This is a genomic window from Pseudomonas sp. BRG-100 (assembly GCF_000737955.1).
Taxonomy (GTDB): domain Bacteria; phylum Pseudomonadota; class Gammaproteobacteria; order Pseudomonadales; family Pseudomonadaceae; genus Aquipseudomonas; species Aquipseudomonas synxantha_A.
This window is the reverse complement of the sequence record NZ_JPRX01000001.1, coordinates 1,746,403-1,772,698: the sequence shown is the minus strand read 5'-3', so window position 1 is coordinate 1,772,698 and position 26,296 is coordinate 1,746,403. Positions and strand designations below refer to the sequence as shown.

25 protein-coding genes are annotated in these 26,296 nt (G+C 58.3%); 20 read left to right on the top strand and 5 right to left on the bottom strand.

Features of this window, described 5'->3' with window-relative positions; genetic code table 11:
* The first annotated feature begins 120 nt into the window (after positions 1-120).
* From JH25_RS19470 to JH25_RS19515, 14 genes are all read left to right on the top strand, one after another.
* Entirely contained in the window at positions 121-723 is a 603-nt protein-coding gene (locus JH25_RS19470; RefSeq protein ID WP_032877392.1) for a DUF6338 family protein, read from the top strand.
* Positions 720-866 carry a hypothetical protein gene (locus JH25_RS28605; RefSeq protein WP_164699508.1) on the top strand — a complete coding sequence of 49 codons (147 nt, stop codon included), beginning with the start codon at positions 720-722 and terminating at the stop codon, positions 864-866. The genes JH25_RS19470 and JH25_RS28605 overlap by 4 nt, the downstream gene beginning before the upstream one ends.
* A 186-nt stretch (positions 867-1,052) precedes the next feature.
* Entirely contained in the window at positions 1,053-1,460 is a 408-nt protein-coding gene (locus JH25_RS19475; RefSeq protein ID WP_032877391.1) for a hypothetical protein, read from the top strand.
* Positions 1,461-1,532: 72 nt separating this feature from the next.
* Positions 1,533-4,811: a phage tail tape measure protein gene (locus JH25_RS19480; RefSeq protein WP_032877390.1), complete on the top strand. Its 3,279-nt coding sequence runs from the start codon at positions 1,533-1,535 to the stop codon at positions 4,809-4,811.
* A 2-nt stretch (positions 4,812-4,813) separates the two neighbouring features.
* On the top strand, positions 4,814-5,152 hold the full coding sequence (locus JH25_RS19485) for a phage tail protein (RefSeq protein WP_032877389.1): 339 nt from the start codon (positions 4,814-4,816) through the stop codon (positions 5,150-5,152).
* A 10-nt stretch (positions 5,153-5,162) separates the two neighbouring features.
* On the top strand, positions 5,163-5,912 hold the full coding sequence (locus tag JH25_RS19490) for a phage minor tail protein L (protein WP_032877388.1): 750 nt from the start codon (positions 5,163-5,165) through the stop codon (positions 5,910-5,912).
* A 3-nt stretch (positions 5,913-5,915) separates the two neighbouring features.
* On the top strand, positions 5,916-6,671 hold the full coding sequence (locus tag JH25_RS19495) for a C40 family peptidase (RefSeq protein WP_032877387.1): 756 nt from the start codon (positions 5,916-5,918) through the stop codon (positions 6,669-6,671).
* On the top strand, positions 6,668-7,246 hold the full coding sequence (locus JH25_RS19500; RefSeq protein ID WP_032877386.1) for a tail assembly protein: 579 nt from the start codon (positions 6,668-6,670) through the stop codon (positions 7,244-7,246). Before JH25_RS19495 ends, JH25_RS19500 begins: the two co-directional genes overlap by 4 nt.
* 57 nt (positions 7,247-7,303) lie before the next feature.
* On the top strand, positions 7,304-11,176 hold the full coding sequence (gpJ, locus tag JH25_RS19505) for a TipJ family phage tail tip protein (RefSeq protein ID WP_032877385.1): 3,873 nt from the start codon (positions 7,304-7,306) through the stop codon (positions 11,174-11,176).
* Between the two features lie 327 nt (positions 11,177-11,503).
* On the top strand, positions 11,504-12,199 hold the full coding sequence (locus JH25_RS0126970; RefSeq protein WP_050549334.1) for a hypothetical protein: 696 nt from the start codon (positions 11,504-11,506) through the stop codon (positions 12,197-12,199).
* A 47-nt stretch (positions 12,200-12,246) separates the two neighbouring features.
* A complete protein-coding gene (locus JH25_RS28890) occupies positions 12,247-12,990 on the top strand; it encodes a hypothetical protein (RefSeq protein ID WP_177327397.1) in 744 nt (247 codons plus the stop codon).
* 2 nt (positions 12,991-12,992) lie between these two features.
* Entirely contained in the window at positions 12,993-13,355 is a 363-nt protein-coding gene (locus JH25_RS0126960; RefSeq protein WP_050549333.1) for a hypothetical protein, read from the top strand.
* Between the two features lie 58 nt (positions 13,356-13,413).
* A complete protein-coding gene (locus tag JH25_RS19510; RefSeq protein WP_032877384.1) occupies positions 13,414-13,839 on the top strand; it encodes a structural protein in 426 nt (141 codons plus the stop codon).
* Positions 13,836-14,363, top strand: a complete 528-nt coding sequence (locus JH25_RS19515) for a lysis system i-spanin subunit Rz (protein WP_032877383.1) — start codon at positions 13,836-13,838, stop codon at positions 14,361-14,363. The genes JH25_RS19510 and JH25_RS19515 overlap by 4 nt, the downstream gene beginning before the upstream one ends.
* On the opposite strand, the gene JH25_RS19520 is transcribed toward JH25_RS19515, so the two are convergent.
* Positions 14,344-14,697, bottom strand: coding sequence for a hypothetical protein (locus JH25_RS19520; protein ID WP_032877382.1), 354 nt, complete (start codon positions 14,695-14,697; stop codon positions 14,344-14,346). The genes JH25_RS19515 and JH25_RS19520 overlap by 20 nt on opposite strands.
* 52 nt (positions 14,698-14,749) lie before the next feature.
* Between JH25_RS19520 and JH25_RS28600 the strand changes: the two genes are divergently transcribed.
* Entirely contained in the window at positions 14,750-15,115 is a 366-nt protein-coding gene (locus tag JH25_RS28600; RefSeq protein ID WP_164699507.1) for a hypothetical protein, read from the top strand.
* Positions 15,116-15,197: 82 nt separating this feature from the next.
* Complete coding sequence (locus JH25_RS19525) at positions 15,198-16,841, top strand: Na+/H+ antiporter (protein WP_032877381.1); 1,644 nt, start codon at positions 15,198-15,200, stop codon at positions 16,839-16,841.
* Here JH25_RS19525 and JH25_RS19530 read toward each other — a convergent pair.
* The 4 genes from JH25_RS19530 to map all read right to left on the bottom strand — a co-directional run bounded on the left by JH25_RS19530 (position 16,834) and on the right by map (position 22,597).
* Positions 16,834-17,577 carry a M12 family metallopeptidase gene (locus tag JH25_RS19530; RefSeq protein ID WP_164699506.1) on the bottom strand — a complete coding sequence of 248 codons (744 nt, stop codon included), beginning with the start codon at positions 17,575-17,577 and terminating at the stop codon, positions 16,834-16,836. The genes JH25_RS19525 and JH25_RS19530 overlap by 8 nt on opposite strands.
* A gap of 125 nt (positions 17,578-17,702) precedes the next feature.
* Entirely contained in the window at positions 17,703-18,902 is a 1,200-nt protein-coding gene (gene dapC, locus JH25_RS19535) for a succinyldiaminopimelate transaminase (protein ID WP_032877379.1), read from the bottom strand.
* A gap of 143 nt (positions 18,903-19,045) precedes the next feature.
* Complete coding sequence (locus JH25_RS19540; RefSeq protein WP_032877378.1) at positions 19,046-21,748, bottom strand: [protein-PII] uridylyltransferase; 2,703 nt, start codon at positions 21,746-21,748, stop codon at positions 19,046-19,048.
* Between the two features lie 66 nt (positions 21,749-21,814).
* Positions 21,815-22,597, bottom strand: coding sequence for a type I methionyl aminopeptidase (gene map / locus JH25_RS19545; RefSeq protein ID WP_032877377.1), 783 nt, complete (start codon positions 22,595-22,597; stop codon positions 21,815-21,817).
* Between the two features lie 387 nt (positions 22,598-22,984).
* Between map and rpsB the strand changes: the two genes are divergently transcribed.
* The 4 genes from rpsB to frr all read left to right on the top strand — a co-directional run bounded on the left by rpsB (position 22,985) and on the right by frr (position 26,285).
* Positions 22,985-23,722, top strand: a complete 738-nt coding sequence (gene rpsB / locus JH25_RS19550; protein ID WP_003189158.1) for a 30S ribosomal protein S2 — start codon at positions 22,985-22,987, stop codon at positions 23,720-23,722.
* Between the two features lie 191 nt (positions 23,723-23,913).
* Positions 23,914-24,777, top strand: a complete 864-nt coding sequence (tsf, locus tag JH25_RS19555; RefSeq protein WP_005785711.1) for a translation elongation factor Ts — start codon at positions 23,914-23,916, stop codon at positions 24,775-24,777.
* A gap of 210 nt (positions 24,778-24,987) precedes the next feature.
* Complete coding sequence (gene pyrH, locus JH25_RS19560) at positions 24,988-25,731, top strand: UMP kinase (protein ID WP_003189161.1); 744 nt, start codon at positions 24,988-24,990, stop codon at positions 25,729-25,731.
* A complete protein-coding gene (gene frr, locus JH25_RS19565; protein WP_032877376.1) occupies positions 25,728-26,285 on the top strand; it encodes a ribosome recycling factor in 558 nt (185 codons plus the stop codon). Before pyrH ends, frr begins: the two co-directional genes overlap by 4 nt.
* Positions 26,286-26,296: the final 11 nt, after the last annotated feature.

The window sequence follows — 26,296 nt, the reverse complement described above, 5'->3', positions numbered from 1 at the left end:
TGCGTATGGCAGGAGGCTACTACCGCGCGGCGCTTGGTCGCCACTGGCATTTCATACACACTGGATGCCTGGCCAGGTCCGGGGTAATCTAACAGCCTGGATCAATATGGATGTCCTTCCATGGGTGAAATCGCAGGAACGCTGATGCCAATCTTGCAGGCTTTGCTGCCAGGTTTTTTGGCCATGGTGGTGTTTTATTGGTTAGCTGATGCGAAGAAGCCCGGCCAGTTTGAACAGGTAATTCAGGCGCTCATCTGTACGGGCTTGATCAAGATCCTGGTAGATGGCATAGCCGTTATCGCTATTTGGGTTGGCCAGTGGGGCACACTTGGCGTATGGACTGAGAATGTTGCCACGTCTTGGGCGGTCGTCCTCGCGATTGGATTTGGACTAGCTCTAGCCTACTTCTCACGCCACGATGTTTTATACAAGTTTGCGCGGAAGGTAGGGCTGACGGCCAAGGCATCCGTTGGTGAGTGGAGGTATGCTTTCTTGCGCTTTCCTGATCGCGGGGTGGTGCTGAGTCTTAAGGACGGACGCAGGCTTATGGGATATCCATTAGCCTGGCCGGCGGAGCCAGAGAGCGGACATTTCGTTATGGAGTTTCCTACATGGGTGGTTGGTGACGATCTGGTTCCTCAGGACGGAGTAACGTATCTACTTATTGCTAACAGCGATGTTCAATGGGTCGAATTTCTAGAGCCTCAAGGAGACGCAAAATGAATGATCAACAACCAAAGCATCACATTCTGGAGCGCAAACACGTCAATGACGGGATGAATGTGAATCCTGACCGGACGAGAAATGTGCTGCCCGCCCAGGCGCCGAAAGCTCCACCGCCTGCGCCTTCCCCAAAGAAAGACTGATGCACTCAAAGCCCAGCCCACGCGTTGGGCTTTTTGCATCTGGTCAATCCCATCGACACCGCCTAGCCTCCACCAAACCCGAAGAACCCCGCCCATGCGGGGCTTTCGTGTTGCTCTCTCGTTTGGAAAGAGCACTTGACGATCTTGTGATACATTTCCGCCATCTCTGATAGCGAGGATGAGGCGATGCTCAAAAGGATGTGTTTTGCGGGACTTCTTTGTATTGCAACTACTGGCCTTCTCCAGGGCTGTGCGCCCATGCCGACGCAGCAAGAAATCAGCTCTGCTGATTACGGCTATCCGATATCCCAGGATGATGCGGTAAGCCAAGCCAAAGGTGCATTCGGCCTGTACTTGAAGGATCCCGAGTCCGCCAGATACTCTTTCGGTTCAGTCTACAAAGGTTACTTTGTAGGAAGTGCCTTCGAAGGGAGAAAGCTTCAAGCAGGTTACTTGCTTGACGTGACTGTTAATGCAAAGAACAGCTATGGCGGGTACGTCGGCGCAAAGCCTTACAAATTCTTGTTTCGCAATGGGAAAATTGCAGGTGCTTGGGAAGTAGGATCTAGCGGTATTTTCGTGAAAATTATGTGACGGCTAATTGCCGGCACAGCACACCCAAAACAGACCCGCCCAGGCGGGTTTTTTTATGCCCGGAGAAAAATAATGAGCACCAACTTCGCCTCCCTGGGCATTGCCGTTGAGTCCTCGCAAGCGGCAAAGGCCGCTGACGACCTGGATAAATTGGTCGACTCGGCAGAAGGTGCACAGAAGGCGATCGACGACCTAGGCAAGACTGGTGAGGGCTTGGCCAACACGGGCAAGAAGATCACTCAAGCTGAAAGTGAGGTGGCACAGGGTGTCGACAAGTCTACCGCCGCGATAGACCGCAGAGCCGGTGCAAGCCGCAAAGCCGCCGACAGCGCGGTAGCTGAGATCAATGTCATCAGCCAGCTGGACAAGGCGATGACCGGCAATATCACCAGCATGGAGTCGCTGATCAAGGCCGAGGGCTTGCTCGAGCGTGCCAAGAAAGGTGGACTGGTAACGATAGAGGACCAGGTCAAGTATCAGGATCAGTTGGGGAAGGCCCACGACAGGCTTGAAAAGGCTGAAGCCAAAGAACTGGCGCAGAAGCAGCGCCTGATAGAGGCTGAGGGTCGACGGATCGAAGCGCTGAAGCGCACCGTGAATGGAATCGACCCCCTAACCTCCAAGCTGGCGAAGCTTGAAGAGCGTGAGCGAGCACTCAACGAGCTTCATAAGCTAGGCGAGACTGACGCCAATCGCTACAACGAAGCTTTAGCAAAAATCGGCAAGGATCGTGCCGGGCTGACAGCTACGGAAACTGCGTTCGACAGGTTGAAGCTTGGCACACGCCAAGCGCAAGAAAACGTAATGCAGCTCGCCAACGCCCTGCAATCGGGTGACCTGGGCAGTGGAGCTCGAGCAATCGCCCAACTGGGTGCCGGTGCGGGAGAATCCGCGAAAAGCCTTGCCGGCATGGTCATTCCTGCCGGATTACTCGTTGCAGTAATCGGGTCACTCGCATACGCATATCTCGACGCTATGAAGCAGGCGCGCGAATTCAATGCAGCTATCAATGGCGGTACCAACGGCGCCGGTCAGACAATCGCCAGCCTGAAGGATATGGCCGACGGCGCCGGGCGCGTCACCGGCAACCTGTCCGGTGCTCGTGAGGCCGTTGTTTCGCTTGCATCCGGCGCAGCTACCAGCGGCACGCAGATGCGAAATCTGGCTGAAGCGGCAGCGGCCGTGAGTGAAATAACCGGGCAGGGCGCTGGCGAGCTCGCCAAGTCCTTTGCCACCGCCGGCGAAACAGCCACAGAAGCGGCAGGCAAGATCAGCAGCCAGTACGGGCTGATCACCCTCGAGCAGTACCAGGTGATCAAGGGTATCGATGATCAGGGCGATCATCAGCGTGCGCTTGATGTTCTGAGCGGTGACTTGAATCAGGCAGCGTTAGAGCGCCTGAAAACCTATCGAGGCTCTCTCTCCGACATAGAGCGCGACTGGGATGACATCGGAAACGCTACAAAGCGCGCTTATTCATACCTAAGGGCAGAAGCTTTTCCAGACCTCACAAAGCAGATCGAAATCACTCAGCGTGTGCTTGATACCCGCAAGGGTGGCGGGTTTGCTGGGGCAGTCTCCAATGGGCTTAGCTCGCTCAATACGGCGCTCGGTCTAGGCACCGGAGAGCATGACGACTCAACTGAGGCGCTGGAAAAGAAACTGGCGGGGCTGAAATCTCGCCTTGCCGCAAGCACTGCTCAGACGGCCGCTACTGGTGAGGCTACGGATGCCAACCAAAAAGCAATTGAGGCTCAGAAAGCGCTCGACGCTCAGCTTGATGACGTAAATCCTCTCGCCAAACGTCAGGCGGGGCTTAAAAAACTCAACGACCAGTTCCGAGCTCTGTACGAGAACGCCGAAAAAACAGGACAGAAAACGCCGCTGCTCGATGGGGTTATTTATGACGGCGCTAAGTTCTCCGGCGGCGCTTACGACAAGCTACTAAAGGGCCTCAACGACAAAAACAAAGACCCGAAAGCCGCCGGCTCCCAAGTCGATCTGACCAGCTTCACCCACGCCAAAAACAACCTCTCCGATATCGTCACGGACTACCGAAACGCCCAGAAGGAACTGGAGGCGCAGCAGAAGGCTGGAGTGGTATCGCTGTCTGACTACGCCAAGCAACGGTCGGCTCTGATCAATCAGGAAAAGGACGATGTCACCGCGGCGTACCAGGCCGAGATTGATACTCTGGAGGCTGCGAAGGGCAAGAAGTCCACGACAGCGGCTCAGAGCATCCAACTTGACCAGAAGATCGCCGATGCACGGCAAGGGATGGTCAAGGCTCAGAAGGATGCCGACAGTCAGCTGACCGTCATTGCAACGAACGAGAAGGGCCGACTGGAGCAACTGACGGCCGCCTCGGAGGCGTACGTCAACCAGCTGGAGCGGCAGCGAGCCGCACTGGAAGCCGCTGGCTCCCGCGCAGCAAACGGGCTAGGGGTGGGCGACCGGCAAGCGGCACTGCAAGCGAGCCTCGACGCAACCACGGACAAGTTCAACGACGAGCGCGCCAAGCTTCTGGATCGCCGCAAGACCGCACCTGACAAGTACAGCCAGGAAGACTACATGCGCGACCTTGGCAGCCTGGAGGATGCGGAAAGGAAGTACCGCGACACCGTGGTCGACAACTACGACAAGATGTCTGAAGCGCAAGGTGAATGGCGAAACGGGGCTACGTCCGCTTTCGAGGATTACCTTCAATCAGCCAACGATGTGGCGGGCCAGACGAAAAGCTTGTTCACCAATGCCTTTTCCGGCATGGAGGACGCGGTCGCGAATTTTGCCGTCACTGGCAAACTTTCGTTTTCCGACTTCACCAAGTCGATCATCGCCGACATGGCGCGCATCGCCACCCGGCAGGCCGCGTCTGGTTTGCTTTCGAGCATCGCAGGTAGTGCGCTGGGCGCGTACTTCGGTGGCGGCGCGGCGACCGGCGCTGGCAGCTTCGGCTCCAGCATCGGTAGCGCTCTCGTTGAAGGGCGAGCATCTGGTGGCCCGGTCGATCCGAATACCCTGTACGAGGTCAACGAAAAGGGGCCCGAGCTGTTCAGTCAGGGTGGACGGTCGTACCTCATGACTGGCGCTCAGGGTGGCAGCGTCACGCCATTAATGACGGGCGGCAGTTCGATCATGGCGGCGGCAGGCGGTGGCGGGGGTGGAAACACCTACAACTTCCCCGTGTCGGTGTTCGTGCAGACAGCTGGCGACGGCAGTGCTGCCACGCAGGAGGACACAACTCAGGCCGGAAGGAATATCCAGCAGGTCACCAAGACTGAAGCCGAGGCGGCCATAGCGCGCGGCGTACAGCCTGGCGGCGCTATCTGGCGAGCCATCAACGGGAGGTAACCATGGCGATTGAAACGTTCACCTGGCCCACCCAGCACGGAGAGGCGCCCGATATCACCTATCGGGTGCGCACCTCCCAGTTTGGGGATGGCTACAAGCAAGAGGTCGGGGATGGGATCAACAACAAAGTCGATTCCTACCCGATCACCCACACGGGCAACACGTCGACGGCCCTGGCCTTAATGGCCTTCTTCGACCGCCACCAGGGCGCCAAGGCCTTCTTGTGGACCACGCCGCTCGGCCAGCTGGGCCTGTTCACCTGCAAGAACCCAACCCCTACGCCCATGGGCGGGGGCATATTCAAAGTGACAGCGACGTTCGAGCGCGCTTTCCACCCGTAAAGGTCAATCCATGTCGCTGATCAATGCCATCCAGACTCTTGAGCCTGGCAACGAAGTCATGCTGTTCGAATTGGACGGCAGTGATTACGGCGCCGATGTTCTGCGCTTTCATGGTCATGCGATACCGCACACACCTGCAGAACTGATCGCCGCCGGCGGCAACGCTGACCAGATGCCGGCCAAGTCGATCTGGTGGAAGGGTGAAGAGTATGGCGCCTGGCCCATGCAGTACGAGGGCAGCGAGGCGAATGGTGACGGCACCGCGGTACGGCCCAAGCTTTCGGTCGGCAACGTGAACGGGCGAATCACCGCGCTCTGCTTGGCCTTCGAGGATCTGCTCGAGTTCAAGCTGACCATTCGCAATACGCTGGCCGAGTTTCTCGACGCCGTGAACTTCGAAGGCGGCAACCCCACGGCCGATCCCACCCAGGAATCGATCGAGGTCTGGTATGTCGACCAGAAAACCAACGAGGACGGCGAGACAGTCAGCTGGGACCTGGCCAGTCCGGGCGATGTCGGCGGCGAGACGATCGGCAGGCAGATGACCACTCTGTGCCACTGGTGCCTGACGGGTGGATACAGAGGCCCCAACTGTGGATACACCGGCCCTTACGTCACGAAGGACGGGGTGGTTACCGATGATCCTGAATTGGACGTGTGCGACGCCACCCTGGGCAAGGGCTGCATCCCGCGTTTTGGCGAGGGTAACCCTTACCCATTCGGGGGGTTTCCCGCTGTGTCACTCATTGCCCGGAGCTGAATAATGCGCAAACACATCATTGCGGCCATCCAGGCTCATGCGGCGGCCGAATATCCGAAGGAGTGTTGTGGACTTTTGCTGGCCGTGGGCCGGGCCCAGAAGTACTTCCCGTGCCGGAACATAGCAACCGAGCCAAACGAAGAGTTCCGACTTGAGCCAGAGGACTACGCCGCGGCGGAAGACCAGGGTCAGGTGATCGGCATCGTTCACTCCCACCCGGACGCCACCAGTCGCCCGTCATCGCGCGACCTGGCCATGTGTGAGGCAACGGCCTTGCCCTGGCACATCCTGTCCTGGCCCGAAGGAGACCTCAGGACGATCACGCCGTCAGGCGCCGTGCCCCTGCTCAAGCGACCGTTTGTTCATGGTGTTTGGGACTGTTGGGCTGTATGCGAAGAGTGGTACCAGCGCGAGTGGGGCCTTAAGTTTGAGAACTTCAAGAGGGCTGATGGCTGGTGGGAGAGCGCAGACAGCACCAGCCTTTATGAGGCGAACTACGCCGCCGCCGGCTTCGAGCAGGTCGACAGACCGCAGCGCGGCGACATGATCGTGATGGAGGTGGGCCGCACCGCTCACCCGAACCATGCCGGGATCTACCTGGGGACTGACCCAGTGCTGCCTGGCGAAGATGCTGGCATTTTCGGACCTGGGCCGTTTGTGCTGCACCACCTGTATGGCCGGCCCTCCGAGGTGTTCGTCTACGGCGGCCCGTGGCTACAGCGAACCCGTTTAATTCTTCGACACAAGGAGGCCCGATGAGCGCCATCGCTTATTCACCGATGACCACCATCAAGCTGTCCGGCTCGCTGGCCCAGAAGTTCGGCAGGCTGCATCGGCGCCAGGTCGCATCGGGCGACACATGGGAAGTTTTCCGGGCGTTGAAGGCCACCATTGAAGGATTCGAGGCCGAGATCCGCCGTCTTGATCGCCTGGGCCTTCGCTTTGCCATCTTCCGCAACCGTAAAAACGTCGGGGCGGACAAGTTCGGCATGGGCGGGGCCGGGGAGATAAGGATTGTTCCGGTTATCGAGGGTAGTAAGCGGGGTGGCATTTTGCAGATCGTGCTGGGCGTGGTGCTGATCGCGGCGAGCTACTTCGGCGCGCCGACCGCGCCTGCGGGTATCGCGCTGTTGGCCGGCGGCGTAATCCAGATGCTGAGCCCGCAGGCTGCCGGCCTGAAGCAGAGCGCCTCACCGGAAAACATGCCCAGCTACGCATTCGGCAGCGCAAAGAACACCACGGCCAGCGGCAATCCTGTCCCCATCTGCATCGGTGAGCGCAGGTGGGGTGGGGCGATTATATCGGCATCGGTCTACGCCGAAGACAAGACATAACAACGACACAGCGAGCAGGCCGCCCAAGAGGCGGTTTTTTATTGCCTGGAGGAAATCATGGGCGCAGCACAGAAGCTGGATATTCACGGTGCCAAAGGTGGCGAGAGCAAGCCTAAGTCGCCAGTAGAGGCGCCCGACAGCCTGCGTTCCACCAACCTGGCCAAGATCCTGATCGCCGTTGGCGAGGGTGAATTCGACGGCACACCAACCGCGCGCGATATCTTCCTCGACAACACGCCTATTCAGGATGCCAGCGGCAATTTCAACTTCACCAACGTCAAGTGGGAATGGCGTCCTGGCTCTGTTGAGCAGACTTATATCCCCGGTATTCCGTCTGTCGACAATGAGACCTCGCTGAACATCGAGCTGCGCAGCGGCGCGCCATGGGTCCAGTCGCTGACCAACCTTCAACTTTCAGCGGCACGCATACGCCTGGCCACGCCGCGCCTGGCGAGCCAGGACGCAGAAGGCAACATCAACGGCTACCGTATTGAGTATGCGGTCGATGTGGCGACCGACGGCGGGGCATATCAGCAGGTTCTGGTTGGCGCAATGGACGGGAAGACCACCACCCGCTACGAGCGGTCTCTGCGCATAGACCTGCCGCCGGCCACCAGTGGCTGGCTCATCCGCGTTCGCCGCCTCACGCCAAACTCTCAGAACACCGACAAAGTCGCGGACACCTTGTTCATCGCCGGTTACACCCAGGTGATCGACGCAAAGCTGCGCTACCCGAACACCGCACTGCTGTTCGTTGAATTCGACGCCGAGCAGTTCACCAACATCCCGGCCGTGACCGTGAAGTGCAAGGCCCGTCGCTGGCAGGTTCCGAGCAACTACGACCCAGTGTCCCGCACGTACACCGGCGCCTGGGATGGCACCATGAAGGAGGCCTGGACCAACAACCCGGCCTGGATCACCTACGGCATCTGCACCCAGGACCGTTTCGGCCTTGGCCGCCGCATCAAGCCGTGGATGGTGGATAAGTGGGAACTCTACCGAATCGCGCAATACTGCGACCAGTTGGTGCCTGACGGCGCCGACGGTGTTGAGCCACGCTTTCTTTGCGACATGAACCTGCAGGGCAAGGCTGACGCCTGGTCGCTACTTCGCGACATCGCCGGCATTTATCGCGGCATGACGTACTGGGCTCAGGGTCAGTTGGTCATGCAAGCGGATATGCCTCGAGCGCAGGACATCGACTACGTCTTTACTCGCTCCAATGTCATCGACGGCAAAATCTCCTACGGAAGCGCTTCGGCCAAGACTCGCTTTACTCGGTGTCTTGTCAGCTACGACAACCCACTGAACAACTACGACACCGACGTCACGGTCTATTCCGACTTGCCGCTCCAGCGCCGCCTGGGTGACAAGCCGACTGAGATCAGTGCTATCGGCTGCACTCGCGCATCTGAGGCCCAGCGCCGCGCTAAATGGCTGGTGCTGAGCAACAACCAGGACCGCACGATTAGCTTCAGGACCGGCATGGAAGGCCGTATCCCGCTGCCAGGGTTCATCATCCCCGTCGCGGATTCGCTGCTGGCTGGTCGGGAGATCGGCGGGCGCATTGCGGCAGCGGCGGGGAAGGTCATCACGCTGGACCGGGACACCATGGCCAAGGCCGGGGACCGGTTGGTGGTCAATCTTCCGGGAGGGCGGGCAGAAGGCCGCACCGTGGAAAGCGTTAGCGGGCGCAACGTAACCGTGACCATTGCTTACAGCGAGGCGCCGGCTGCACAGCTTCAGTGGGCAATCGACGCTGACGACCTGGCAATCCCTCTATATAGAGTGATGAGGACAGCAAGGACGCCAGAGGGCGACTACGACATCAGCGCTTTGCAGTACGAGCCAGGCAAGTTCGCCAGCATCGACACTGGCGCGCGTCTGGAAGAGCGGCCGATCAGCGTTATCCCGATCACTGTTGTACCGCCACCGGCCAGCGTCACGCTTACGTCGAGTTACGCGGTAGATCAGGGCATAGCCATCAGCACCATGAACATCTCATGGCCCGCTGTTGCTGGCGCCGTCGCTTATGACGTGGAGTGGCGCAAGGACAGCGGCAACTGGATCAAGGTGCAGCGTACTGGCTCGACGAGCGTGGACGTCACCGGCATCTATTCGGGCGCCTACCTGGCCCGTGTTCGCTCGGTGAGCGCTTTCGAAATTTCTTCGATCTGGAAAAGCTCCAACCTGACCAACCTGGAAGGGAAGGTAGGCCTGCCGCCGGCGGTGTCGTTCCTGACCACCACCAGCCTGATCTACGGCATAGGGATTCAATGGGGATTCCCACCAGGTGCCGAGGACACCCAGCGGACGGAGCTCTGGTACAGCGAGTCGCCCGACTTGACGACGGCGGTCAAGCTGAGCGACTTCAGCTACCCGCAGGCCTCGCACGAGATGCACAGCCTGTTGGCGGGGGCGAGTCTGTTCTTCTGGGCGCGCCTGGTTGACCGGACTGGCAACGTCGGGCCGTTCTTCCCGATACCTGGTGCGGTCAACGGGCAGGCCAGCACAAAGCAGAGCGATTACGAGGCGTACTACGACGAGAAGATCGGTAAGGGCGCCCTGTACCAGAGCCTGCGCGAAGAGATCGAGCTGATCACCGGCGACGGCCCGGGCTCAGTAAATGAACGCCTCGAGGAAGCCAAGCAGGAGCTGAAAGACCTGATCGACCAGGTGAACGACGCGCTCGCCTACGACCCGGCAAAGCCCTATCTGAAGGGCGACATCGTTCGGCTTGATCAGCGCCTCTACCAAGCGAAAGGCCCTGTGCCTGTGGGAGCAACGCCGCCCGACGTCACGTACTGGATCGATATCGGCACCATCCTTGAAACGACTGATGCACTGGTGTCTCAGGTCCAGATCATCGAAACGAAGATCGAGGAAATCGACGGTAAGGTGTTGGCCACCGCCACGTCAGTTGAGGCGTTGCGCTCAGCTGCCCGTGGTGATGACGGCGCCGGCGATCTGGCCGACGCAATCAAGGGTTGGACTTCGACGGCAGATCTGGCGGTCGAGCGTAAAACCAGAGCCAGCGAAAACGATGCGGTGGCTCAGCAGTTGCTCACCCTGGGCGCCCAGGTGGGCGACAACAAGTCGTCGCTGACTGTACTGGAACAGGTTGTTGCATCGAACCGCGAGACGTCCGCAGCGCAGATCACCAAACTGAACAGCGATCTGTCTGCGGTCGATGAAAAGGCGAACGGCACTGCTCAAGCGCTGACCAATCTCGACACCAAAGTCACAAACCTGGACGGGAAGATCACATCCCAGGCATCGAGCAATGAGGCGCTGCGGGCCTCTGTTCGCGGGGACGATGGGGCTGGTGATCTGGCGGGGGCGATCAAGGCGTGGGAGTCCACCGCGGCAATCAGCACCGAGAAGAAAGTGCGTGCATCTGAAATCGAGGCCCAGGCCAAAGTTTCGGAAACGCTCCAGTCGAGCATTGGACAGACCAGTGCATCGGTGCAATCGGTTAGCGAGACGGTAGTTCGGCTCGACGGCAAGGTGTCAGCACAAACCACCATGAAGGCTCAAACCATCGTGGATGGGAGGAGGGTGGTGTCGGGACTAGCTTTTGGATCGAACGGCGATCAGTCGGAATTCCTGATCTTCGCACAGCGCTTCGCGGTAGTGAATGAGGTGAACGGGAAGGTTGACCCGATGTTCGTCATCGAGAACGGCCAGGCCGTTTTCAATACTGCAATCATCAGTAAAGCGATCATTCAGGAAATTGTTCTTGGCATGGTGCTTCGTTCCCCGGCGGTGGACTCGCTTGGGCGCCCACTGCTGGAAATCAATATTCCTGCTGGCACCTTCACGTTGCGAAGCGCGGGCACTGGTGGTTCATCGCTGCTCAACAACGACGGATTGACGGTGTTTGATGCAGGCGGTGTTGACCGCGTATCGGTCGGGAGGCTTTCGGTATGACTTTCAGTATGCGGATCAAGGGGCCAACAGGCGTCGTTGAACTTGATGAAACGTCATTCACAATGAGGGTGGTGTACTCCGAAATAATAACTCCTCAAACTTGGGGAGCGAAGTTTATAGATATAGCGATTCCCGGAATCACCCCTCAAAACGCCGCCGCTTTTCCTACGCCAGTTCAGGCAGTCAATTCGCTATCCGACGCGCAGGTAGAGCCAGAGATTCTAAATGGTGCGGTGCGGGTATGGAGAACCATCAAGGGCGATCCATACAATACATCTACCATAACAATTACAAGGCAGCGACTGACAGTCGTAAGGTTTAAATGATATGGCAGAATCGTATGGCCTCATATTTAAGTCTGGTGACGATAATCGAGTGGTAATTGATTCGGAGTATTCGAGGCTCGTTGTTATGTACAAGGGTAGGTACGTTGGAACCGAGGAGGGTGGTAACTCCTCTTCAACCTATTTCCCATCACCCATCACAACCCAAGAACAGCCCCTTGTTTTCATTCGTCCTGATAGTGCAAACGGCATCATTGGCATGAGCAACCTTGAAATATTTGGATCTGCGGGTAACTGGACGGGGTTCAGGGTTCGTATTTTCAATATGTATACGATCAAGCCAGTGGGGCGATGGTTCGTTGCTGGGTACGTGGCCCAGCCATTAGCTATTTTTGGTGTGAGGCTTCGTGATGCAAGTCGCAAAACGATTTTCGATTCAGGTACGCCCGCCGCTCAGTTTGTCAGGGCTAGCAATACTTGGACTTATGCCGGGAGCGGCACTACTGGGCAAGGTGTGTCAATAACGTACTTTAATTCACAGTTTAATCTGAATGAAGACGAGTACATGCTCATAAATAATCTATGTATGCAGGCGGTAACAATTGGCTCTGGTACAGCTAATCGCCAGATTGCAGCTATGTGGAACTATCCAAGCAGAATTCTCACTCTCGGTATGATTGGGGTGCAGAACGCGATTGTCACAGGCGTAACTGTGATGGTTGGAAGGATTGCTCAGTAGCATCAGACGGTATGTTAAATATTAACTAAAAAGTTTTGGGGAAACCTATGTCATCTTGGTTCGCAGAAGGGACGGTAACAGTCACTAACGGCAATGCCGTTGTAACTGGCGTCGGTACGAAGTTTTCTAACTGCCGGTCTGGCGACATGTTTGTCGGTCCAGACAGCGGCATCTATCAGGTAATCAACCCGTCGAGCGATACCTCCGTGTCGATCTCGCCGGCGTACCGGGGGGCCACGTCAGCAGGCGCTGCCTACGGGATCGTTCCTGTTAACGGCTATCCAAAAGCTTTGGCTGATGCGGTCAATCTGATGGTTCAGCAGTGGGGGGCCACGCTTTCTGGGCTTGGTCCGGTGGCGAGCATGACAACCGTTCCCGTTGCAAACGGAGGTACCGGCGCGACTGTGGCAGCGTCCGCCCGTACGAATCTAGGCCTTGGTAATGCTGCTACTGCAACGATTGGGACCGCGGCCGGCAACGTTATGGCGGTTGGGGCATTTGGGTTAGGATCAAATTCCGCGCCGCTTTCGGCCTTTATGCCCAACGTTGGCTTCAGCACGCACGGGACCGATGGAAATCAGTCGCCAGTTGCCGGATCTGGCGGCACGCGTATCACTCAAAATGTCGGTGGCAATTTCTTCAATGAAGTTGTTATTACCGCCTCCAGCGTGGACGCCCCAGTTTTGGCCTACCGTCAATTCGGTGCCGGCGGATCGCCTGGAGCCTGGAATGTGGTGTACACCAACAAAAATACTACTCGTGCCTCCGATGGCACCCTAAAGGCGATCTGATCATGACAAGAGCGGCTATCAACGTGCTGGGCGCAACGGGCGCAACCTACGACTTCGTGACGCAGGGTAATACCGTCGTCACGTCGGCTCGATTATCCACGGGTGTTTATCAAATCACTGGCTGCCTGGGTATGGTCCCATTCCCCCCAGTGGATGACGGCTGGGGCTATACCGTGAACCAGGTTGATTGGAGAGCTGATGTTGAAACGGATTTCTCTGACAATCTTCTGACCGTAACGGTTACCAAGGACGGCCAACCGTATGATCTCAAGCACATGATTACTTTGCACATCCTGGTGCCGGATGCGCCCGTGGTGCAAATGCCTCAACCTGTAGCTGAACCGGAAGTGGTCACTGACGCCTGATAGTCGCCCGAACACCGATGCCCGCCATGAGCGGGCTTTTTTTCGCCTGGAGGAAACCATGCCGACGACCGAACCCCGCGGGGTACGAAACAACAACCCCGGCAACATTGATTACAACCCGGCCAACCAGTGGCAGGGCCAGCTGAAGCCAGACCCTGCGTTAGAGAAGCGCTTCGCCAGGTTCGATACGCCCGAGAATGGTATCCGCGCCCTGGGCAAGCTGCTGCTGACTTATCAGCGCAAACATGGCCTGAAAACTGTGAAGGCGATCATCAGCCGGTGGGCGCCGTCGGTAGAGAACGACACCGCGGCGTACGTGCGCGCGGTCGAAGCGAACACCGGCACCCGGCCTGGCGCCGAGGTGGATCTGGCCCGGCCCGCCGTAATGGCTGGCTTCGTCAAAGCCATCATCCATCACGAGAACGCAGGCTATGCCTACCTTGATGCGGTGTTGGCCGAAGGCGTGCGGCGGGCACTGGCATGACGCCGGTACAGAAGCTGGCCGGCCTGTTGGTGCTGATCCTGCTGCTTATGGCGGGTGCCGCGGGCGTGGCTTGGCAGATTCAGGACTGGCGCATGGGCAAGAAGCTGTCTGAACAGCTATCCGCGCAGAACGCCGCGCACCAGGGCCAACTCGACACCATTACCAGCGAGGCCTGGCGGCAGCAGAAGGCCGAGCAGGACAAGCGCCTGGCCACTGAGCAACAGCTCGCGCTCCAGGACCAACAGCAAACCAAGGAATTATCCGATGCCCAGCGCAACCAGGCTCGCCTGCGCGACCAGCTTGCTACTGCTGATGTCCGGCTGTCAGTCCTCCTTGCCGAGGATCCAGCCAGTGGCTGCAACGTGCCTACCACCCCCGGCACCGCCGGCGTGGTTCATGCAGCCCGTCGAGCCCAACTTGACCCAGCGCATTCTCAAAGAATTATCGCCATCACAGACGACGGGGATAACGCCATAATCGCGTTGCGTGCTTGTCAGGCATACGTCAGGGCTGTGGCCCCTTGAGGGTCCTGAGTTCTGCCAGCAGTCGTTGATTTTCTCGCATGAAGTGATCGCGCTGCCCGGCCACAAGCCTAATACTGAGCACTCCAGGCTCTGTGAGCGAGCCCTTAAGGTCGGCGAGCTCTGAGCTTGCCAGGCTTAACTGCTGATCGGCCTGAGCCTTGCCTTTCATTAGCAGGTCATTCATCTGGACCAGTCCGGCGATATTCGCTCGTGCTCTGCGCAACATGCGCTCTGTCTCGACCAGTTCATCTACGAGGATTGAGCATTGGTGCTTGTACATCTCAAGGGGAGTGGGGCAGCCGAGCCAATCATCGGTGTCCATGTCTACGTTCATAGCGTGAATCTCAAATGCTGTATGTGCGTACAGTAATCGAGGTGTTTCATATTTGGGAGTGGTGTTCGTCGGCAGGACGCCGGTGGCGGGATTTCGCGTTGGAGTTTCTTCCCCAAAACGCAACCGTTTGGACCAATGTTTATTGGGTTTAGAAGAGTCGCAAAAGTTGGTGCTTTTGGTGGGTGTTTTAAGGGTCAAGGCCTTGATATTAAAGGCCTTGAGCGTTTCTTATGCGGCATCCCAGGCTTTGATGCCGAAAAGGTGCAGGGTTTTGCTTGAAGCGGTCAAGGAATTGCCCCCCTTTGGACCAATGAAAAATGAAAGATCACGGATTATGCCACGACCAGCCGGTTTCGGCGCCGCTCGTCAGCATCCTGCGACTTTTGTGCAAAAGCCGGTGCGCGGCTTAGGCGAGTAACATAGCGGGGTAATATGGCACTTCAACGGCCAGTTGTTGCCTGATGTGTCGTTGCAAGTCGATTGTCCGGGAAACCCGCGTTATGCAAACCGCCTACACCGTTCTTATCCTGCTGATGCTGGTCAGCTTTTCGCGTCTGGTCGGGCGCATCATCCCACTGCCGTTGCCCTTGCTACAGATTGCCGCCGGTGCCTTGCTGGCCTGGCCCACATTGGGGCTGCATGTGGCGTTGGACCCGGAGCTGTTCCTGTTTCTGTTTCTGCCGCCGCTGTTGTTTTCCGATGGCTGGCGCATGCCCAAGCGCGAATTGTGGCGCCTGCGTGGCCCGATTCTGACATTGGCGGTGGGCCTGGTGCTGTTTACCGTGGTCGGCGCCGGCTACTTCATTCATTGGTTGCTGCCCTCGATCCCCTTGCCGGTGGCCTTTGCCCTTGCGGCGGTTTTATCCCCGACGGATGCCGTGGCGGTGTCGGCCATTTCTCAGAATCGCTTGCCTAAACCGCTGATGCACATGCTTCAAGGCGAGGCGCTGATGAATGACGCGTCAGGCCTGGTGACCTTCAAGTTTGCCCTGGCGGCGGCGTTGACCGGGGTGTTTTCCCTGGCGGATGCCAGCCTGACCTTTGTATTGGTCGCCGTGGGCGGCTTGGCGGTCGGGGTGGCGTTGAGCTGGCTGGTCGGCCGTCTGCGCGCGTGGATGATTGCACGGGGCTGGGATGACCCCGCGACCCATGTGGTGTTCATGCTGTTGTTGCCCTTTGCTGCCTACGTGTTGGCTGAGCGTCTGGGCGCTTCGGGCATTTTGTCGGCGGTGGCGGCGGGCATGATGCAGAGCTGGCTCGACCTGCTGCCGCGCCAGACCAGTACGCGGTTGCTCAACCGCAGCGTCTGGTCGCTGCTGGAGTTTGCCTTCAATGGCCTGATTTTCCTGCTGCTCGGCCTGCAACTGCCGGACATCATCAAGGCTGTGGTCAGCCACGAAACCACCCTGTGGCCCACCCTGTTGTACCGCTGCCTGGACGTGGTGGCGATCTTTCTGGTGCTGGTGGTGCTGCGGTTTATCTGGGTGCAGAGCATCTGGCGGCTGTCGGGGTTGCTGCGCAGGCTGCGTGGCAAAAGCGCGCTGACCCTGGTGCCGACGGCCCGCTCCTGCTGGTTGCTGACCGTCGGCGGTGTCCGCGGTGCGGTGACGTTGGCGGGTGTCATGTCGGTGCCCTTGCTGCTGGCGCCGGGCCAGGATTTCCCTGAGCGTGACCTGCTGATCTTTATCGCCGCCGGGGTCATCCTGCTATCGCTGGTCGCCGCTTGCATTGCCCTGCCGTTGCTGTTGCGTGGCGTGGAGAAAAGTCCGGATGAGAAGCGCCACAACGAAGTGCGCGAGGCCTGGAAAAAGACCGCCGTGGCGGCGATCCATGCGTTGGAGGTCGAAGAACCCGTCGAAGCCGAAACGCCGGATGCCGCTCAGGCTGCATTGGCCACCGAGCTCAAGGCGCGGCTGATGGCGGAGTATCGTCATCAGTTGGACGTATTCAATGACTCGGCCGAGGCTCAGGCACTGGCGCTGCAAATGGATCAACTGGAGCGCAGGCTGAGGCTCAAGGCGCTACGTGCGCAGCGCCTGGAGCTCTACCGTTTGAGTCGCCAGCATCAGATTGGCGACGATGTACTGCGCGAGGTATTGGCGGATCTGGATATGAGTGAAGCGAACTTGGGAAGTGTTAAGTAGGGCTGGAACTGATCATTGCCCGGATGCTTGAATTGAGCAGTTTGCCCAAAAGAGTTTTATCTTCTGGATAGAGCGACTGCATGAACTTTTTATCGTCTTCAGACAGTTTGAAGTTGCGCGGGATGGGGGGACCACTGTTGAGTCTTGAAGCAGGAAAGCCATAGTGCATGATAGATTTGTCATCATAGTTTGCAGAGGCTGTTACCTGGGGGCGTGAAAAAGTCCTGATGATATTGTTATCGGCCTCATAGCTGAATTGCCTACGCGACTCGTACTCGTCATAGATATTCTGTCTATTCAGGTCCAGTGTGCGATCCGGATGCTGGTGCTCATGCTTCAAACCCAGGGCGTGGCCGAATTCGTGTTGAACCGTCGCGGCAATGCTGTCCGGTGAATCTTTGAAGCCAATACTCATGGTCGGTTTGGAGAGGGGGACGTTTTTTGCATCGGTTCCCACGCTTGACCATCCGGCGTGACTGTTATTGTCTGCAGTAATGCGTATGTCACCGTTAGGGCTGTCAATAAATTTCAAGTAGAGGTTAGTGTGCGGCGCCCATTTATTGATGTTGTGCTGTACCAGATCCTTTTGTTCCTGTGTCATGTTCAGTCGCGAGATGGTCAGCACTGAATGTTGAGGCCATAGTTTGTCCGGCATGGCGACGCCGCGTTTGGCTCTACTGTGAGGTGCGCTCACGGAGTGAGGAGAAACGGGACGGGTTGGGATGGTGGGGGGCATGTCGTTCACCTGAGCGTGTGTACCAGATGAACGTGGGTGGAGCATTTAACAGGCTTTGTTCCCATTGATGGGTTGCAAGATACATCGGTAATGGCCGCTCCCACGGTGTGGGAGCGGCTTGAAACTCAAACGCGGCGCTGTATGAAATCGCGAATCCGCTCAGCCGCTTCGACACATTCGGCCAATGGCGCAACCAATGCCAGGCGCACACGCCCTGCGCCTGGGTTGAAACCGTCGACTTCGCGGGACAGGTAAGAGCCCGGTACTACCGTCACATGTTCTTCCACAAACAGATCGCGGCAGAAGTCCGCGTCGTCACCGTTCACCTTCGGCCACAGATAGAAGCCGCCGTCCGGGCTTTGTACATCCAGCACCGGTTTGAGGATCGCCAGCACCGCATCGAACTTTTCGCGGTACAGGTCACGGTTGGCCAGTACATGGGCCTCGTCCTGCCAGGCAGCGATGCTGGCTAGCTGGGTTTGCACCGGCATCGCGCAACCATGGTAGGTGCGGTACAGCAAAAAGGCCTTGAGGATGTCGGCGTCGCCGGCCACGAAACCTGAGCGCAGGCCTGGCAGGTTGGAGCGCTTGGACAGGCTATGGAACACCACACAGCGTTTGAAATCCCGGCGCCCCAGTTCGACGCAGGCGCTGAGCAGGCCAGGCGGTGGGGTTTGTTCGTCGAAGTAGAGTTCGCTGTAGCATTCGTCGGCGGCGATCACGAAGTCGTATTCGTCGGCCAGGGCGATGAGTTTTTTCAGTGTGTCGACCGGGATCAGCGCGCCGGTCGGGTTGCCTGGGGAGCACAGGAACAGGATTTGGCAACGTTTCCAGATGTCGGGGGAGACGGCGTCGAAGTCCGGGTTGAAGCCATTGCTATCCAGGCACGGCAGGTAATGCGGCTTGGCCCCGGCCAGGAACGCGGCGCCTTCGTAGATTTGGTAAAACGGGTTGGGACTGACCACCAGCGCATCGTCGCCACGGTTAACCACGGTCTGGGTGAAGGCGAACAGGGCTTCACGGGTGCCGTTGACCGGCAGGATGTTACGCGCCGGGTCCAACCAACCCTTGGGCACATTGAAGCGGCGTTCGCACCAGGCGCCGATGGCTTCACGCAGGGCAGGGGTGCCCAGCGTGGTGGGGTACACCGCCATCTGGTCGAGGTTGTTGCTCAGCGCCTCGGCGACAAAGGTCGGGGACTTGTGCTTGGGTTCGCCGATGGACAGTGCAATCGGGCGTTTGTCCGGGTTCGGCGTCACGCTGCCGAGCAGGGCGCGCAGTTTCTCGAAAGGGTAGGGCTGCAACTGGTTAAGGGCGTTGTTCATATAAGCCTCTATCACGGTGAGCGCGGCCCCTGTGGGAGCTGGCTTGCCTGCGATGGCATCACTGCGGTCGACCTGACGGACCGAGGTGTCTGCATCGCAGGCAAGCCAGCTCCCACATGACTCGTGTTCACAAAGTTAAGAATTCAAATAGTCAGTCGGGTCAGCTCAACGCCGGGTTCCTGGGTCACGCTCAATTGTTCCACGATCGCATCCTGCAGGCGGCGACACAGCTCAGGGTCGGACAGCGGCTGGTTATCAGCGTCGGTGATGAAGAACACGTCTTCCACCCGTTCGCCGAGGGTCGCAATCTTGGCGTTCTGCAACGACAGGTCGAACTCCAGGAAAATCCCGCCGATGCGCGCCAGCAGGCCCGGGCGATCCGGCGCGCTGAGTTCCAGCACCGTCACCGGTCGCTGCGCGTCGTTGGAAATGGTCACCTGGGGCGCAAAGGCAAAATGCTTGAGCTGGCGTGGTACCCGGCGTTGGATGATGGTTGGGTAATCGTCCGGGTTGCGCAGGGCTTCGGTGAGGCCTTCGCGGATCTTTTTCACCCGCGCCGGGTTATCGCCAATAGAGTCGCCGTCGGTGTCGAGCACGATGTAGGTGTCGAGGGTGAACTGGCTGCTGGAGGTGATGACCCGAGCGTCATGGATGTTCAGGTTGAGCTGGTCCATGGCGGCCACGGTCACGGCGAAGAAGTCGTGCTGGTCCGGCGCGTAGATGAAGATCTGCGTGCCGCCTTCGAATTCGCGCTGGGTGGTTTCCTTGATCAATACCAGCGGGCCACCGTCGGCCGGCTGCTGCAGGATCGCATCGCTGTGCCAGGCCACGTCGCCGGCGGTGTGGCGCAGGAAATAGTCGTCGCCCAGTTGCGACCAGAGCTGTTCGACGTCGTCCGGGTCGTTACCACCGCGTACCAGAATATCCAGGGCCGCACTTTGGGTGCGGCGGATCTGCTCTTCGCGGTCCACCGGGTTCTCCAGGCCGCGGCGCAGGGCGCGCTTGGTCTCGGTGTACAGCTGGCGCAACAGGCTGGCGCGCCAGGAGTTCCACAACGTGGGGTTGGTGGCGTTGATGTCGGAGACGGTCAGCACATAAAGATAGTCGAGACGGGTTTCATCGCCGACGATTCCTGCGAAATCGTGGATTACCTGTGGATCGGACAAATCCTTGCGCTGGGCAGTGGTCGACATCACCAGGTGGTTTTGCACCAGCCAGACGATCAGACGGCTGTCCCACAGGGGTAACTGGTGACGCTGGCAGAAGGCTTCGGCGTCCACTGCACCGATTTCCGAGTGATCGCCATGGCGACCCTTGCCGATGTCGTGATACAGGCCCGCCAGGTAGATCAGCTCAGGCTTGGGCAGCTTGGCCATCAGTTTACTGGCCAGTGGGAATTTCTCTGACACCTGGGTGTACTGCAACTTACGCAGGTGCTTGATCAGGTTCAGGGTGTGGGCATCGACGGTGTAGATGTGGAACAGGTCGTGCTGCATTTGCCCGACGATAAAGCCGAACTCCGGCAGGTAGCGCCCGAGAATGCCGTAGCGGTTCATGCGCCGCAGGTTGCGGTGGATGCCGATGCGGCACTTGAACAGTTCGATAAACAGGCTGGTATTGCGGATGTCGTTGCGAAATTCGTCGTCGATCAGGTGACGGTTTTCCCGCAGCAAACGGATAGTATCGGCGCGCACGCCTTTGATGTCCGGCTGCTGGGCCATCAGCACGAAGATTTCCAGCATGGCGAACGGGGTGCGGCGGAACACGTTGTCGTTACGTGCTTCGATATAACCGTCATGCAGTTGGAAGCGCGCATTGATCGGCTGCGGCGGCGCTTCGTCTTCGGGGGCCAGGATCACCTCCTCGAAGTGCTGGATGATCAGGTCGCTGAGCTGGGCAATGCTCATGACCACCCGGTAGTACTGTTGCATGAAGCTTTCGATGCTGGTCTTCGCGTCTTCGCCCTCAAAGCCCAGCAGGGTGGCGATGGAGCGTTGGTGATCGAACAGCAGGCGGTCCTCGGAGCGCCCGGCGAGCATGTGCAGGGCGTAGCGCACCTTCCACAGGAACTCCTGGGACGAGGCCAGCAGGGTGTTTTCGCTCTCCACCAAGAAGCCTTCGCCAGCCAGGGCGCGCAGGTTCAGCGTGCCGTATTGGCGGCGCGCCACCCACAAAATCGTCTGGATATCCCGCAGCCCGCCCGGGGACCCTTTGACGTTGGGTTCCAGGTTGTATTCGGTGTCGTTGTACTTGTGGTGCCGCGCCTTCTGTTCGGCGCGCTTGGCCAGGAAGAAATCCTTGCTCGGCCACATGTGTGCGGTGCTGGTGACTTCGAGCATGCGCTGGCGCAGGCGCTCGGGGCCGCAGATGGTGCGGCTTTCCATCAGGTTGGTGACCACCGTCAAGTCAGCACGGGCCTCTTCGGCGCATTCATCCACCGAGCGCACGCTCTGGCCGACTTCCAGGCCGATGTCCCACAGCAATGTCAGAAAACGCTCGATGGAATCACGAAAGGTTTCGTGGTCGGCGCTGTCCAGCAGGATCAACAGGTCGATGTCGGAGTAGGGGTGCAGTTCGCCGCGACCGTAGCCGCCGACCGCCACCAGGGCGATATCGGCGTCTGCACTCCAGCTGAACTGTTCCCAGGCTTTCTGCAGGATGTTATCGACGAACCAGGCGCGGTCCTCGATCAGTCGTCTGATGTCCCGACCACTGCGAAAACGCGCGTCGAGCACCTCGCGCGCCTGGCGGATGGCTTTCTTGAAGGCGGCGATGGGGCTCGCCTTCAATGCCAGCTCGGCCTGGAACTGGCCACGGTCGAAGAGTTCGGGATCCACCTGGGGCATCGGTCGGCTTTCCTATCTATCTATTGAGTCAGTCACACGGTTGAAGCTGGAAAACCGAAGCAACCCTCACGCCGAAACGCGAGGAATGGTGTCGTCTGCGCGCAACGTGAAGATCTCGTAGCCGGTTTCGGTGACCAGCAGCGTGTGTTCCCACTGGGCCGAGAGCTTGCGGTCCTTGGTGATAGCGGTCCAGCCGTCGCCCAGCACCTTGGTATCGGCCTTGCCTTGGTTGATCATCGGCTCGATGGTAAAGGTCATGCCTGCCTTGAGTTCCATGCCGGTGCCGGCGCGGCCGTAGTGCAGGATCTGTGGTTCTTCGTGGAACACGGTGCCGATGCCGTGGCCGCAGAATTCGCGCACCACCGAGAAGCCGTTCTTTTCGGCGTGCTTCTGGATCACTTCACCGATGTCACCCAGGCGGCAGCCTGGCTTGACGATTTCGATGGCCTTGTACATGCATTCCTGGGTCACCTGGGACAGGCGCTCGGCCCAGACCGGCACGTTGCCGACGTGGAACATGCGACTGGTGTCGCCGAAGTAGCGGTCCTTGATCACGGTGACGTCGATGTTCAGGGTGTCGCCGTCCTTCAACGGCTTGTCACCGGGAATGCCGTGGCACACCACGTGGTTGACCGAGGTGCAGATCGACTTGGGGAAGCCTTTGTAGTTCAGCGGCGCAGGGATGGCCTTTTGCACATTGACGATATAGTCGTGGCAGATCTGGTTCAGGGTTTCGGTGGTGACGCCCGGCTTTACATGCTCTGCAATCATTTCCAGCACGTCAGCGGCCAGTTTGCCGGCGATGCGCATGCCGGCGATGTCTTCGGCGGTTTTCAAACTAACGGTCATACAGGCTCTCTCTAGCGCGACGCGCTGAAATCAATACGGTTTACGGGCGTGCGACAAAAGGTTGCTGAATTCGCACAAGCCACAAAAAACGCGATTCTAACAGACGCGGGCGGTAAACCATGAGCCCCTGACGATCGCTTCTATCTATAGGGTGGGGGTAAATCCGCTCTATTCAACGGCTTGCGCACAGATCGCTGCGGTCAGGTGTGATTGCGGGTTTCGTTTTCGCCCTTGCTGTGGTATAAAATGCGCCGCTTTCCGGGGATACCCCGAAAAGCTTAAATCCACACACGTGTCGACACGATGACCTGGGTGCCGGAGGCCTTGATGCCGCTGGTTGGTCATTGGGATACGTGGAGGCCAAACCCGACTTATTAAGGAACTATCATGTCCCAAGTCAACATGCGCGATATGCTGAAGGCCGGTGTGCACTTCGGTCACCAGACCCGTTACTGGAACCCGAAAATGGGTAAATACATTTTCGGCGCGCGTAACAAGATTCACATTATCAACCTTGAAAAAACCCTGCCAATGTTCAACGAAGCTCTGACTTTCGTAGAGCGTCTGGCCCAGGGCAAAAACAAGATCCTGTTCGTCGGCACCAAGCGTTCCGCTGGCAAGATCGTTGCTGAAGAAGCAGCACGTTGCGGTTCGCCGTACGTCGATCACCGCTGGTTGGGCGGCATGCTGACCAACTTCAAAACCATCCGTGCTTCCATCAAGCGTCTGCGTGACCTTGAAGTGCAAGCCGAAGACGGTACTTTCGCCAAGCTGACCAAGAAAGAAGCGCTGATGCGCTCCCGTGACCTGGAAAAGCTCGATCGTTCCCTGGGTGGTATCAAGGACATGGGCGGTCTGCCTGACGCACTGTTCGTTATCGATGTTGATCACGAGCGCATCGCGATCACCGAAGCCAACAAGCTGGGCATCCCGGTTATCGGCGTAGTCGATACCAACAGCAGCCCGGAAGGCGTTGACTACATCATCCCAGGCAACGATGACGCAATCCGCGCTATCCAGCTGTACATGGGTTCGATGGCTGACGCTGTAATCCGTGGTCGCAACCACGTTGCTGGCGGTACCGAGCAGTTCGTTGAAGAAGCTCCGGTAGCTGCCGCTGAGTAACTGACGCCCTGGCGTTGACTCAGTAAGCAAAAAGGGGGCTTGGCCCCCTTTTTGCCACCTCGAAAACCATTTGTCGGCAGCGCAGCTACATCATTTGTAACGTGCAGCGGCCTACAACGGAAATTCGGGAAGAATTGATCGCCCGTTTGATCGGGTGGAATGGTTGAAAACCTATCCAAGAGGATTTTGAAATGGCAGAGATTACTGCAGCGTTGGTTAAAGAACTGCGTGAGCGTACCGGCGAAGGCATGATGGATTGCAAAAAGGCCTTGACCAAGGCCGGCGGCGACATCGAAAAAGCCATTGATGACATGCGTGCTTCCGGCGCCATCAAGGCTGCCAAGAAAGCAGGCAACGTCGCTGCTGAAGGCGCTATCGCCCTGAAAGAAGACGGCAAATCCGCCGTTCTGCTGGAAGTCAACTCGCAGACCGACTTCCTGGCTCTGCAGGATGACTTCAAGGCATTCGTTGCTGCCAGCGTCGAAAAAGCCTTCGCTGACAAGCTGACCACTGTTGAGCCTCTGATCGAAGCTCAAGAAGCAGCTCGTCTGGTACTGGTCGGCAAGGTTGGCGAAAACGTCAACATCCGTCGCCTGGTTCGCGTTGAAGGTGATGTTGTTGGTGGTTACCTGCACGGCAACAAAATCGGTGTAGCAGTTGTTCTGAAAGGCGGCGACGTTGAGCTGGCCAAAGACATCGCTATGCACGTTGCTGCGAGCAACCCTGAGTTCCTGCTGCCTTCGGAAGTGTCTGCCGAAGCGATCGAGCGCGAAAAAGCTGTGTTCCTGCAGCTGAACGAAGAAAAAATCAAAGGCAAGCCAGAAAACATTGTTGAAAACATGGTCAAAGGCCGTATCAGCAAGTTCCTGGCCGAAGCAAGCCTGGTTGAGCAGGCGTTCGTCAAGAACCCTGAAATCAAGGTTGGCGAACTGGCCAAGAAAGCCGGTGCTGAAATCGTTTCCTTCACTTACTTCAAAGTAGGCGAAGGCATCGAGAAGCCGGTCGACAACTTCGCTGAAGAAGTTGCTGCCCAGCTGGCTGCCGCCAAGCAATAAGACAGTCCCAAACTGTCGCCGAAAGAGGCTGCCCGCTCACGCGCGCAGCCTCTTTTCAAATGGGAAGGCCAATTTTATTTGGTTTCCTCTCGGAACTGGCTTACAAAGCCGTGTTCCGATGGCGCTGTGACAGCGTCCAGCTAGAGTGAACGCAAGCCGTAAACGGCTCGCCAAGAATTTTTAAAAAATACGCCGCAGGAGAGATTCGCAATGGCTCAGCAGGGCAGTGGTTATCAGGCTCGCTATAAACGCATTCTACTCAAGCTCAGCGGCGAGGCCCTGATGGGCTCGGAAGAGTTCGGGATCGACCCCAAGGTGCTTGACCGCATGGCGCTGGAAGTCGGCCAATTGGTCGGTATCGGTGTGCAGGTCGGCCTGGTGATCGGCGGCGGCAACCTGTTCCGCGGCGCGGCACTGAGTGCGGCCGGTATGGATCGGGTCACTGGCGACCACATGGGCATGCTGGCCACTGTGATGAACGCCCTGGCCATGCGCGACGCCCTGGAGCGTGCCAATATCTCGGCCATCGTGATGTCGGCTATCTCCATGGTTGGCGTGACCGATCACTACGATCGCCGCAAAGCCATGCGCCACCTGAACTCCAAGGAAGTGGTGATCTTTGCCGCTGGCACAGGCAACCCGTTCTTCACCACGGATTCGGCGGCGTGCCTGCGCGCTATCGAAATCGATGCCGACGTGGTGCTCAAAGCCACCAAGGTAGATGGCGTATACACTGCAGACCCATTCAAAGACCCGCATGCCGAGAAGTTCGATCATCTGACCTACGATGAAGTGCTGGATCGCAAGCTGGGTGTGATGGACCTGACTGCTATCTGCCTGTGCCGCGACCACAAAATGCCGCTGCGCGTATTTAACATGAACAAGCCCGGCGCCCTGCTGAATATCGTACACGGCGGCGCGGAAGGGACTCTGATCGAGGAAGGCCAACAATGATCAATGAAATCAAGAAAGACGCCCAGGCGCGTATGCAGAAATCCCTGGAATCCCTGAGCCATGCATTTGGTCAGATCCGTACCGGCAAGGCGCACCCGAGCATCCTGGGCAGCGTGATGGTGCCTTACTACGGTTCCGACACCCCGCTCAGCGGCGTGGCCAACGTGACCGTGAAGGACTCGCGCACCCTGCAAGTCGTGGCCTTCGAGCGCAACATGCTCGCGGCAGTCGACAAGGCGATCCAGAGCGCCGGTCTGAACCTCAACCCGACCAACCTCGGCGAGTTGTTGTTGATCTCCATGCCAGCCCTGACCGAAGAAACCCGCAAGGGCTTCACCAAGCAGGCGCGCAGTGCCGCTGAAGATGCGCGCGTTGCCGTGCGTAACATCCGTCGCGATGCGTTGGGTGACCTGAAGAAGCTGGTCAAGGACAAGGAAATCAGCGAAGACGAAGAGCGTCGTGCCGTTGCTGATATCGACAAGTTGACCAAGGACGCCGAAGCCAAGATCACCCAGGCTACCGAAGAAAAAGAAAAGGACCTGATGGCCGTATAAGGGGTCAGGAC